Here is an 11,818-nt window from a genome sequence, read left to right on the forward strand (position 1 = left end):
CGGATTCTTACCCGTCCTTGCCGTTGCCCTTGGCTCCCTTTGACACCGCCCAGGCACCGTGGCTGCTACCACGTTCGCAGCGGAGAAGAAGGGCGGTTTCCTGATGGGGACTTCCGTGCACACACTCGAGACGATCCCGGAGCGTCCGGCGTTGCCGTTGATCGGTCATGCGCTGCAGATTCCCAGCGGCGCAGACAATCTCCCCTACCTGCTCGCCGAAGCGAAGGAACTCGGACCGATCTTCAAGATCCGGTTCTTCGGCGACGAGACCACCATGGTTTCCGGCCTCGACCTGGTTACCGAACTGTCCGACGAGACCCGCTTCCGCAAGAACGTGCACGCCGATCTCCTCGCGCTGCGCGATATCGGCGGCGACGGATTGTTCACCGCCTTCCACGACGAGCCGAACTGGCGCAAGGCGCACGACATCCTGCTGCCCGCGTTCTCGCTGGCGGCGATGCGCGGTTATCACGCGACCATGCTGACGGTCGCCAAGAGCCTGCTCGCGAAATGGGATAGCGCCGTTGATCATCCGGTCGATGTGGCGGGCGATATGACGCGGTTGACCTTCGACACGATCGGGTTGTGCGGTTTCGGTTACGACTTCGGCTCGTTCCGCCGCGAGCAGCCGCATCGGTTCATCAGCGCGCTGTCCCGCACGCTGGATTACGCTCAGTCACAAAGCGAGTCGCTGCCAGGAATGCACCTCCTGCAGCGTGGGCGGGCCGAGCGCTACCGCACCGATATCGGGTACATGAAGGATCTGGTCGACGACGTGATCCGACGCCGTCGAGACCAGGCCGACGAGAACGCCGACGATCTACTCGGCCGCATGCTGCACACCGACGACCCGGTGACCGGCGCGCCCCTCGACGACGTCAACATCCGCTATCAGGTGCTCACCTTCCTGATCGCCGGGCACGAAACCACCAGCGGAGCATTGTCTTTCGCGCTGCACTATCTGACCAAACATCCCGAGGTCCTTGCCATCGCCCAGGCCGAGGTGGACGCACTGTGGGGCAATACCCCCGATCCCGAACCGTCCTACGAGGACATCGGCAAGCTGACCTACCTGCGCCAGGTGTTGAACGAGTCGCTGCGACTGTGGCCGACCGCCCCGGCCTACGCCGTAGAACCCTTGGCGGACACCGTGATCGGTGGCAAGTATGCGGTGCGCGCTGGCGAGTCGCTGCTGGTGTTCACCCCGGCGCTGCATCGAGATCCGGCCTGGGGCGAGAACATCGAACTGTTCGACCCGCAGCGGTTCGCCGCCGAACGCGAGTCCACCAGGCCTGCGCACTTGTTCAAGCCGTTCGGCAGTGGTGAGCGCGCCTGTATCGGACGCCAATTCGCGCTACACGAAGCAACATTGGTGCTCGGCTTGCTCGTGCACCGCTACCGCCTGCTCGATCACGCCGACTATCAGCTGAAGATCAAGCAATCGCTGACGATCAAACCGGACGGGTTCACTCTCCGGCTCGCCAGGCGCGGCGCCGCGGAACGGCGGTTGCCTGTCGCCGCGCGCGGCTCGGCTACCGGACCAGCAGAAACGACCAACCGCAAGGCCGCTGGCACCGCACTGACTGTGCTCTATGGATCGAACCTGGGCACGTGCGCCGGTATCGCGCGCGATCTCGCGGCGGAGGGAGCCGAGCGTGGCTTCACCACGACGGTGGCCGCACTCGACGACGCGATAGACATCCTCCCTGGCAATGACGGGGCGGTAGTGATCGTCGCCGCTTCCTACAACGGCAAACCGACGGATGACGCCGCCAAGTTCTACCCCTGGCTCGAACAGCTGGAACCTGGTGCCCTGCACCGGATTCGCTACGCGGTACTCGGTGTCGGTGACCGCAACTGGGCCGCCACCTACCAGCACGTCCCCTCGACCATCGACCAGTGGCTGACCACCGCAGGGGCCACCGCGCTGACCGAGCGCGGCGCCGCCGACGCCTCGGGAGACTTCGCAGGCGCCGTTGACGACTGGACCGGTCGACTGTGGGCCGCGTTGCTCGACCGGTTCGGTGTGCCGACCGCAGACGAAGACCGATCAGGTGCCGAGCCGACCCAGCTGTACACGGTGGAGGAAGTCGGTGCGTCGGTCACCGATCAACTCACCGGACGGCACGGGTTGACGGCAATGGAGGTACTCGACAGCCGCGAGTTGGTCGACATGGCGCACCCGCTCGGACGGTCCAAGCATTTCCTCCGACTGCGCCTACCCGAGGGCGTCACCTACCGAACCGGGGATCACCTGGCGGTGCTGCCGCACAACCCATCTGAACTTGTCGATCGAGTCGGCCAGCGGTTCGCACTCGACCTCGATCGCACCGTCCGGCTGCACGTGCACCGCCGCAGCCGAAACGCGCTGCCCGTCGACCGACCGCTCACACTGCGCAGGCTGCTCACCGAGTTCGTCGAGTTGCAGGACCCCGCAACACGCGAACAGCTCGCAGTGCTGGCGGCGCACACCGCTTGTCCTCCCGAACGCCGCCCGCTCGCCGAATTGGCGTCAGCACCGCACGAGCGGTTCGATCAAGAGGTGACCAGGGCCAGGCGCACTGTGCTCGACCTGCTGGGCCAATACCGAGCCTGCGAACTGTCATTCGAGCTCTTCTTGGAGATGCTGCCACCCCTGCGGCCACGCCACTACTCCATCTCCTCCTCCGCTCTGGGCGCACCGGGCACGGTCGACCTCATGATCTCCGTACTCGCCGCGCCGCATCGCGGCGGCGACGGCACGTTCCGCGGGATCGCCTCCCACTACCTCGCAGGCCTGCGCCCCGGTGCGCTGGTGCAAGCCAAGGTCAACCCGTGCCGGGAGGCATTCCGGCTGCCCGACGACCATGCCGTCCCGGTGATGGTGATCAGCGCGGGCACCGGTCTCGCCCCGTTCCGCGGCGCGATCCTCGATCGCCTGCACACCGGCGCTACCGGCACACTGCTCTGTTATTTCGGCTGCGATCACCCCGATGTCGACTATCTCCACCGCGCCGAACTCGAAGCCGCGCAGGATGCCTGCGCCGTCAGCCTCCGCCCGACCTTCACCCATGCGCCCGAACATGGCGCCCGTTTCGTTCAGCACCGCATCCTGGCCGAAAGCAGCGAGGTGTGGGCTGTTTTGCAGGCCGGAGGACACATTTATGTTTGTGGCGACGGCGCCCGCATGGCCCCCGGTGTCCGCGAGGCCCTGACGGAGGTCTACCGCAAGCACACCGGTGCCGACCCGACCGAAGCCGCGGCCTGGCTCGACATGCTCAGCGCGTCCGGACGGTACGTCGAGGACGTGTGGCGGTGATCGAGCCGCACAGTTCCGCGCGGTCGAACCAGGGGAATGCGGGACGATGAGTTTCGCGGCGACGGGCCGTCGTTACCTGTGACGTCTGTACCCATCCGAAGGAAGTGCCATGAACTGGACACTCGAAGTCGTCATTGTCCCGGTATCGGACATCGATCGTGCCAAGGACTTCTACAGCAAGCAGCTGGGATTCGTTGTCGACCACGACAGCACCTTCGGCGAAGGCATGCGCGTCGTGCAGTTGACGCCGCCGGGCTCCGGCTGCTCCATCGTCATCGGCGAAGGGGCCGTCCCGAAGATGGAGCCCGGCTCGGTGAAGGGACTTCAGCTGGTCGTGCCCGACATCAAACAGGCACACAAGGAACTGGTTGCCCGCGGTGTCGAGGTCAGCGATGTTCAGGTGCTCGGCCAAAACCCTTCGCCAACACCGGATCCGCTCGACAACGTCGGCTTCGTGTTCTTCGAGGACCCGGACGGCAACAGCTGGGGCGTGCAGCAGATCTCCTCGCGCGGGTGAGCCAGAAGTGCCCTGCCCTGTGCCGCACGGCATTCGGCGGGGCACTCCGCATCCGCGCTACTTCCATGCGCCCGCCGCGATCGCAGCGCGCACGTAGTCGGTGAAGTCGATCGGCTCGCGGCCGAGAACCCGTCGGACTGTGTCGGTCACCGTGGCGTTGCGGCCGTCCATCAGCGTGGCGAAGATGTCGATCATGCCGGCCACCTCCTCGTCCGGCATGCCGAACTCGGACTTCAGCACTGCACCGAATTCCGCACCGGTCACGGGAATGTAGTGGATCTCGCGGCCGGTCTCCGCGGCGATCGCCGCGACGGCGTCACCGAAAGTCAGCAACCGCGGTCCGGTCAGGTCGTAGTTCTGACCATGGTGACCGTCCTCGGTCAGCGCGAGCACCGCGACGTCCGCGAGATCATCGCAGTCGATGAAGGGTTCGAGCACCTGGCCTGCGGGAAACGCGAGCGCGCCTGCCTGCACCATGTCCGTGAAGGCGCCCTGGTCGAAGTTCTGGTTGAACCAGGCGGCTTGCAGCACAGTCCATTCGGCACCGCTCTCCCGGACCGCTGACTCGGCCGGAGCGGCCTGATCTTCGCCGCGCGCCGACAGCAGTACCAGTCGCTGCACCCCGGCGGCGACCGCCTGTTCGCTGAACGCCCGGAGAATGTCACCGGCCCGCGGATCCCCGATATCGGGCGTGTACATGAGGAAGACCGCGCGCACCCCGTCCAGCACCGGAGCCCACGTGCCCCGATCGTGCCAATCGAACGGAAGCGCCGCCGAGCGAGAACCGAGGCGAACCGGGAAACCGTTGGCGGTCAAGCGATCCGCCACCCGGCGGCCGATCTTCCCGGTGGCCGCGGTGACGAGGATGGTCTGGTTGTTGCTGTTCGTTGTCATGCTCCTAGTCAAGCCGTGCGCGGCGCCGCAGAACATCGGTGAGAGGCTCGTCTCCATACGCCTGCGTCCAGGGGAGCAACGTTCCAGTCCGACTGGTTGCTCCGGTTTTTCCCAGCGCCGAGAAGCGCAGCAAACCCGCAGTATCATGTGCCGATGTCCGAGAAGACTGTTCTGCCAACGGAATCGGGCGCTGTCTCGGTTCGAGGGGAACGTACAAGAGCCGCGCGGCAAGCCCAGGGTTTTCCGGCAACTGTCCTCGGTGCCTGTCATGCGGGAATCTCCCGGAGGTGAAGTCGCATGTCTACCTCGGCTTCCGAATCGACAGCGGATCCCGCCTTAGCGTCGGCTCTGCTGACCCAGGCTCGTGCCACCGTCGATCCGATTCTGCGTGATGCGCTGAGCATGCTGCCGTCGCCCCTGGATGTCATGGCAGGCAACCATTTCGGCTGGTGCGACATCGACGGGGCACCGATGTCCTCGGTGTCGGGCAAGGCGCTGCGGCCTGCGTTCATGTTCGCCGCGGCACGGTCGGTGGGCCGTACGCCCGACGTCGTGGCCCATGCCGCGGCGGCCGTCGAACTGCTGCACAACTTTTCACTGGTCCATGACGACATCATGGACGGTGACGCGCTACGGCACGGACGCGCGACCGTCTGGAAGACGTGGGGGGTCACCAACGCCACGCTGGTCGGCGACGGCCTGCAAGCACTCGCGACGCGCGTACTCACCGCGCATGCCCCTGCCCCAGTTCTTGCGGAAGCCGTTCGCCGCTTGACGATCACCTCCGTCGAATTGTGCGGCGGGCAGTATCTCGACTGCGCCTTCGAGCAGCGCGCCTCGGTCGCCATCGGGGATTACCTGGCGATGGCCACCGGAAAGACGGGGGCGCTGATCGGCTGCGCGTGTGCACTCGGCGGGCTACTCGCCGGCGCGGACCCGAGTTCGGTGCACGCCCTCGACGCCTACGGCCGCATGGTCGGTGTGGCATTCCAACTGGTCGACGACGTGATCGGGATCTGGGGCGATCCGAACAACACCGGGAAGCCGGCAGGTACTGACCTCGTCCGAAGAAAACGGACCTTTCCTGTCGTGCGGCTGCTCGGTTCGGGTCTGCCCCAAGCCGACCAGCTCGCCACGATCTATCAAGGGCGAGAACCGTTGTCGGACGCGGAGGTGGCCGCCGCCATCGGTCTACTCGATGCGGCAGGCGGGTCTGCGCCGACACTGCGTTGTGCCGAAGACCAGATCACCGCGGCCTTCGACGCATTGCCCGCACACCTTCGCACCGACGACTTGCTGGCGCTGGCCCAGCTGGCCGCCCATCGAGATCGCTGACAGCCATGCGCATCTCGACAAGCCGCCGCGCCACCTCGACGCCGACCCGAGTAGCAACCGATGGGAGCGAACGCGAATGGTGACCAGCCCCTCGTCGACGGCTTGCCGAGCGTGCAAGCAGGAAGTTCAGCGGTTGTTGTCCGGGCTGACCGAGGACGGGCGCATCAGCCTCTCGGTCTACGAGACCGCGCGGGTCGTGTCGAGTCTCCCGGACCTACCCGGCCACACCGCGAGGATCGACTATCTCCTTGCCACACAAGGGCAAGAAGGGCGCTGGGGACCACGCGACGCCGGCTACGGCCTCATCCCGACCCTGAGCGCGATCGAGGCGCTGCTGACGGTCCAGGCGGCCGGGCGCGGAGGTTCCCCGATCATCTCGACAGTGCAGAGCGCTCTCCGTGGCCTGGCCGATGTCGTTCCGGGAGCATCGCTCCGGCTGCCCGACCTACCCGCTGCCGACCTCGTCGTTGCCGCGCTGGTACCACGCATCGATCAGCACCTGTCGACCGTGCATCTCGCAGGCACAGCGAAGTTGCCAACGTGGGTGCGAGACATGGGATCCCACCATGGCCGCCGGTTGAACGCGCTCACCACTCGACTGAGCGCTGCCACACGATTGGACGACAAGCTGCTGCATGCGGCGGAAACTTTCGTTGCAGAACTCGCACCCGGCAGCATTCAGCCCTCGGCGGCAGGCAGTATCGGCGCGTCTCCTGCCGCCACCGCCGCCTGGCTGGCCACCAAACCATCCGGGCCCGGAGCGACCGCGGCGCGCCGATACCTCGCGCAGCTGGCCAGCCACACCGGCGGTCCACTGCCCTGCGTAGCGCCCGTCGCCGTCTTCGAACGGGCATGGGTGTTGAACTGGCTGCGCCACACCGGAATTCCGGTCGACGTCCCGAAAACGATACGACGAAGCCTGCGCCGCAGCCTCACCGCCACCGGCGCCGCAACAGCGCCCGGGCTACCGACCGACGCCGACACCACCAGCATGGTCCTGGCCACCCTGACTCTGCTCGGCGAACCGCACGATCCCTCGATGCTCCGCACCTACGAACTCGGTACCCATTTCTGTACGTGGCCTGGCGAACAAGGGCAATCCGTCACCACCAATGCCCATGTGCTGGAAGCACTCAGCCTCTATGTTCGCGCCCGGCCCGCCGAACGTCACCGCTATCTGCCGGTGATCCGCAAGATATCCAGCTGGCTGCTCGACCAGCAACAGGACGCAGGCCACTGGGATGACCGCTGGCACGCTTCCCCGTACTACGCGACATTCTGCGCGGCACTCGCCCTCACGCGTTTCGCCGACCCGCCTGCCACTCCCGCGATGCGCAGCACCGTCCGCTGGCTGCTGAACACCCAGCGCGCCAACGGATCCTGGGGTATCTGGTGCGGCACCCCCGAAGAGACCGCGTACGCAGTCCAACTGCTCATCCAGCTCGCCAGTCCGAGACACCCGAGATACCAGGTCGCCATCGAACTCGCGAAAACCTACCTCGACCAGACACCGCGCAACGGCGGCCAGCCACCGCTGTGGCACGACAAAGACCTCTACACACCCGAGACGATCGTCGACACCGCATTGCTCACCACGCGCCACTGCCTGCATTCGGCACCGAGTCGACAGCGAAGGGATCACTGATGCCCGATCGGCAGCAATCCGAGAAAACGCGCGAAGACCTCAGCAGCTTTCCTGTGACGGCCTTCGCGGAAATGACTGCCCTCCTGCCGGCTCGCCCGCACCCAGAAGCCGAGCAAGTCGAGAACTTGACCGTCGCCTGGGCCGATCAAGCACAGCTTCCGATGGACAAGGCGAAGTTCGAGCGGCTCCGTGGTTCGCGGATCGGGCGCGGCGTGGCGAACTGCTCGCCGGACCTCCCTCGCGAACTGGTTGCTCTCTGGGCACGATTCACCTTCTGGTACACCGCCTTCGACGATGTGTGCGCAGAGGATGTGGCCGCCCGCGACCTGTCGACCTACATACGCGAAGCAGGCCAGATATGGCGCATCCTGCACGACGAAACCCCGCCGGAACCGCCGCGCAGCACATTCGCCGCTGTGCTTCAACCGCTGCTCGCCGAGCTGGACATGTCCGCCTCGGCTACCACCGCCAATCGTCTGCGGCATGCGCTGCGCGACTACCTCACGGCCGCAGCCTGGGAAGCAAACAGCAGATCCAGCAACGTCCCGCCCCATTACGACGACTATCTGTCCTTCTACCGCCATTCGGGAACATTCGTCTTGAACATCGAATTCCTCGAAACGACTCCTGGTGCCGCTCTCTCCGACGAGGCCAGGCGGCTACCCCACACCAGAGCCATGCGGGCGGCGCTCTGCGATTTGGGGTGCCTGGTCAACTTCATTTCCTCAGGGCCGAAGGAGAAAGAGCTGAATACCTCATGGCCGACCGCCTTTACGGCGGATATCGGTGCGCTCTACACGGCGCGCTGCCTCGACTTGGCACGAACAGTGGCCGAACTGCGCGACACCTACACAACCGATCCCCAGGTCGGCGGCTTCTTCATGGCCGGAGCCGACTGGGCCGCAGGCATGCTGCGATGGCATCGAGAGTCGTTGGCGCACCGATACTCGCTGGGGCCAGGAAGCCTGGGGTCGTCATGATTCTTCCCAGCAACGTGCCCCCACATGTGGTGCGGGACTTCGACTATCACCGCGATCTACACCTGTCGCCGGACCCGGCCCGCACACCCATCCAGCCCTATTCGGATCCGATATTCTGGACCCCGAAATCCGGCGGATACTGGGTGCTCACCCGATACACGGACATCAGTGCCGTCCTCCGCGACACCGAACACTTCTCCAACGCCACCAGTCCCACGCTCGACGGCAAGGGCGCGTGGCCCCGCCCATTGATTCCGCAGGAACTCGACCCGCCAGAACATGGCAAGTACCGCAGGGTGTTCGTCCGGCATCTCAACCGTCGCACCACCGAACGCATCACCACAGCGATCACCACCCGCTGTACGGATCGAATTGCCGAATTCACGCCGAGGGGCCGTTGCGAACTGATGGCCGACCTCGCCCGGCCGATGCAGTACGCACTGTTCACCGCTCTCTATGACGCCTCGCACGAGACCGCCGTCCGCTGCGCCGAGTCGACCACAACGCTGCTGCACAGCCGCGACACCACAGCACGCGCGGAGGCCGGCAGAGCCCTCGAAGAGGTGCTGTCAGAGCTGATCGCCGCCAGACCCCAGCATGGGTTCATCGGCACCATGATCAACAGCGACGACGAATCGCTGACCGACCAAGAAATGCTCGATATGGCCGCCATGCTGGCCTTGGCCAGTCTGGACACACTCGCCAATTCCCTCGGCTTCGCCTTCAAATTCCTTGCCGAGCACCCTCAGCATCAGCATGCCCTCGCCACCGATCCCGAACTCGCCACGGCCGCAGTCGAAGAACTCCTTCGCCTCCATTCCGTCGCAAACCTGCTCAGAACCGCCGTAGCCGACCGCGAACTTTGTGGCATGACCATCCGCAGCGGTGACCGCATCCTCCTCAGCCCCACACTCGCCCACCATGATCCCCACGCCTACGACGCCCCTTCGGCAGCGCACTGGGACCGCCCCTCCCGAAACCAGCACCTAGCGTTCGGCATTGGCGCCCACCGCTGCGTCGGGGTCGCACTGGCCCGAACCGCTCTGAAGAGCGCGATAACTTCCTTCCACGCCCAAATACCGTCGTACCGCATACCTCCCGAAGCCGAGATCAAGACAACCTGCGGCGTAACCAACGAAATACGATCACTCCCACTGGTGTGGACACACCGGCTGGACAAGCGGTCGGGCGGCGCTGGTGGCGGTGCCGTCGGACCGACCGAGGTACTGCACGAACCGGCAGATCACGATTGAAATACGCAGTGTCGCAATCGGCTTCGTGCAACGCTCTTGAGCTGGCCGGCATCAATGAGGCTTCTGATCGCGGTGTAACAAAGTCACCGGCTTGGCCGAAAGCTGGAAGGTAGGATCCACGAACACAACTGTTCGACAACCACAAAGGATGAATATCGTGCGGAAAATGCTGGTGATCCTGGCCGTCGCAGGATCACTGATCGCCGGATCGAACGCTGTCGCCAACGCTGAACCCGCCCCCGTGCCACCGCTGTGCCAATTGTTCGGCGGCCCTTTGGCTCTGGTCAAATGGATGATCGATCCCTACAGCCAGTCCACCGACCCGCTCGCCGTCGCCTTCCGCGGTGTCGAGCACGCCCTGTGCCGCCCAGGCCAGTGAGCTCGAGGTAGGTCGACTGCTGCACTGAACAGTCGGCCCGCCTCGCGTCCGATTCCCGATTCGCCCGGGAGGAATTCCCGGGTATGCGTGGCATCCTCCCCTACTGCGAAGGTACGGCCGCCGAGCATCATCGAAGACGGCCGAGTGTCACTGCGGGATGTCCGGCATGCGTTACCCGGCCATCTGTTGAAGGCATTCCGAAGAGGGTTTGATATGTCTGCACCGATAGACGATTTCGATCTCGACATCCGAATCAGCCAACCCAGCACGACTCTCGATCGGACATCAGCACAGCGGAGGACGGACGACTCGGTCTGCCCGACTGAGGTGACCGGCTGCACGGGCTGCACCGTCTGCTATCCCTGCCGCACAGATGTGCGCTGAGCCCGATTCAGCTTTGTAGCATTGTTGTCATGCCTCTCCGCCGAGTTCGTTTCGTCTCACGCGCTGCGCTGGCGTTGGGTGCACTGCTTTGCCTGATCGGAGTGTTCGTTGTTCCACAGGCCTCGGCGGCGCCGCAGAGCACGTGGCTGTGCAAGCCCGGTCAGCCGAATGACCCGTGCGGAGGGCGGGCGGGGGCACCGATCGACTGCTTCTATGTCTATCCGACCGTGTCGTTGCAGCCGTCGATCAACGCAAACCTCGACGCGTCCCCGGAATTGCGCGGAGTAGCAGCAGCCCAGGCGGAGCCCTTCGGAGTGCACTGCAATGTGTGGGCACCGGTGTATCGGCAAACGACGCTTCGGACGTTGAATACCGGTTCGCCACAGGAGCGCAACGACGCGCGAGACCTCGCGTACGGCGACGTCGAGCGGGCCTGGGACGACTACCTCGCACAACACAACGGCGGACGCGGTGTCGTGCTCATCGGCCACTCGCAAGGCACCAGCATGTTGCGGACCCTGATCCAGCGCCGTATCGAAAGGAAACCTGCACAGTCGCAACTGGTTTCGGCACTGCTGATCGGCGGCAATGTCCTGGTCGGGAAGGGCGCGACGGTCGGTGGCGATTTCCGCACCGTGCCCGCATGCACCAGCCCGGCACAGACCGGGTGCGTTATCGCCTATTCCGCCTTCTCCCGAACACCGCCGCCGAACGCGCGCTTCGGCTGGTCGCCGAGCACACCCAACACCTCGGCGACCGGCGCAAGCCTGCCGTTCGGGCCCGATTACGAGGTGCTGTGTACGAACCCGGCCTCGTTGCGCGACAACGCTATAGCGCCGATCCACGGCAGTGTCGCGGGCCTCGCCCTCGATGGAGTACGCGCCCACTGCACCACCGGCGACGGACCGCACGTGCTCATGGCCGAGGGCCTGATCGCCACCGCGCTACCCGATCTTCAGGACGCCACCTGGGGCCTACACCTCTACGACGTGAACATCGCCCACCAAACCCTCGTCGACCTGGTCGGCACCCAGAGCGCCGCATACGGCCGGTGAGGCGCCAACGCCCAACGCCATGATCGCGCAGAGGATTTCAGTGGCAACGCGGAACGGCTAGGGCGACCTTGTCGCTGG

9 protein-coding genes are annotated in these 11,818 nt (G+C 65.3%); 8 read left to right on the forward strand and 1 reads right to left on the reverse strand.

The window, feature by feature from the left end; genetic code table 11:
- Positions 1-103 precede the first annotated feature (103 nt).
- Together NA11_RS10355 and NA11_RS10360 are read left to right on the forward strand one after the other, a co-directional pair.
- Positions 104-3,298, forward strand: a complete 3,195-nt coding sequence (locus tag NA11_RS10355; RefSeq protein ID WP_069161706.1) for a bifunctional cytochrome P450/NADPH--P450 reductase — start codon at positions 104-106, stop codon at positions 3,296-3,298.
- A gap of 109 nt (positions 3,299-3,407) precedes the next feature.
- Positions 3,408-3,815, forward strand: coding sequence for a VOC family protein (locus NA11_RS10360; protein ID WP_069161614.1), 408 nt, complete (start codon positions 3,408-3,410; stop codon positions 3,813-3,815).
- Positions 3,816-3,872: 57 nt separating this feature from the next.
- Here NA11_RS10360 and NA11_RS10365 read toward each other — a convergent pair whose 3' ends face one another.
- Complete coding sequence (locus NA11_RS10365) at positions 3,873-4,709, reverse strand: NAD(P)H-binding protein (RefSeq protein WP_069161615.1); 837 nt, start codon at positions 4,707-4,709, stop codon at positions 3,873-3,875.
- A gap of 297 nt (positions 4,710-5,006) precedes the next feature.
- Here NA11_RS10365 and NA11_RS10370 point away from each other — a divergent pair, with 297 nt between their 5' ends.
- The 6 genes from NA11_RS10370 (at position 5,007) to NA11_RS10395 (ending at position 11,740) form a co-directional block, all read left to right on the forward strand.
- Entirely contained in the window at positions 5,007-6,044 is a 1,038-nt protein-coding gene (locus NA11_RS10370) for a polyprenyl synthetase family protein (protein ID WP_069161616.1), read from the forward strand.
- 76 nt (positions 6,045-6,120) lie between these two features.
- Positions 6,121-7,689 (forward strand): prenyltransferase/squalene oxidase repeat-containing protein, encoded by a 1,569-nt coding sequence (locus NA11_RS10375; RefSeq protein ID WP_069161617.1) that lies wholly within the window; start codon positions 6,121-6,123, stop codon positions 7,687-7,689.
- Positions 7,689-8,669: a terpene synthase family protein gene (locus NA11_RS45555; RefSeq protein ID WP_069161618.1), complete on the forward strand. Its 981-nt coding sequence runs from the start codon at positions 7,689-7,691 to the stop codon at positions 8,667-8,669. The genes NA11_RS10375 and NA11_RS45555 overlap by 1 nt, the downstream gene beginning before the upstream one ends.
- Positions 8,666-9,922 carry a cytochrome P450 gene (locus NA11_RS10385; RefSeq protein ID WP_069161619.1) on the forward strand — a complete coding sequence of 419 codons (1,257 nt, stop codon included), beginning with the start codon at positions 8,666-8,668 and terminating at the stop codon, positions 9,920-9,922. Before NA11_RS45555 ends, NA11_RS10385 begins: the two co-directional genes overlap by 4 nt.
- Before the next feature lie 157 nt (positions 9,923-10,079).
- Positions 10,080-10,301 (forward strand): hypothetical protein, encoded by a 222-nt coding sequence (locus tag NA11_RS10390; RefSeq protein WP_141717516.1) that lies wholly within the window; start codon positions 10,080-10,082, stop codon positions 10,299-10,301.
- 413 nt (positions 10,302-10,714) lie between these two features.
- Positions 10,715-11,740, forward strand: coding sequence for a DUF3089 domain-containing protein (locus NA11_RS10395; protein ID WP_069161621.1), 1,026 nt, complete (start codon positions 10,715-10,717; stop codon positions 11,738-11,740).
- The last annotated feature ends 78 nt before the right edge of the window (positions 11,741-11,818 follow it).

The organism is Nocardia altamirensis NBRC 108246, from assembly GCF_001612685.1.
GTDB lineage: Bacteria > Actinomycetota > Actinomycetes > Mycobacteriales > Mycobacteriaceae > Nocardia > Nocardia altamirensis.

Excerpts from the sequence above, each read along its gene's own strand:
- NA11_RS10385 (WP_069161619.1), top strand. The coding sequence starts at position 8,666 with ATGATTCTTCCCAGCAACGTGCCCCCACATGTGGTGCGGGACTTCGAC.
- NA11_RS45555 (WP_069161618.1), top strand. The coding sequence starts at position 7,689 with ATGCCCGATCGGCAGCAATCCGAGAAAACGCGCGAAGACCTCAGCAGC.
- NA11_RS10375 (WP_069161617.1), top strand. The coding sequence starts at position 6,121 with ATGGTGACCAGCCCCTCGTCGACGGCTTGCCGAGCGTGCAAGCAGGAA.
- NA11_RS10365 (WP_069161615.1), bottom strand. The coding sequence starts at position 4,709 with ATGACAACGAACAGCAACAACCAGACCATCCTCGTCACCGCGGCCACC.
- NA11_RS10370 (WP_069161616.1), top strand. The coding sequence starts at position 5,007 with ATGTCTACCTCGGCTTCCGAATCGACAGCGGATCCCGCCTTAGCGTCG.
- NA11_RS10355 (WP_069161706.1), top strand. The coding sequence starts at position 104 with ATGGGGACTTCCGTGCACACACTCGAGACGATCCCGGAGCGTCCGGCG.
- NA11_RS10395 (WP_069161621.1), top strand. The coding sequence starts at position 10,715 with ATGCCTCTCCGCCGAGTTCGTTTCGTCTCACGCGCTGCGCTGGCGTTG.
- NA11_RS10360 (WP_069161614.1), top strand. The coding sequence starts at position 3,408 with ATGAACTGGACACTCGAAGTCGTCATTGTCCCGGTATCGGACATCGAT.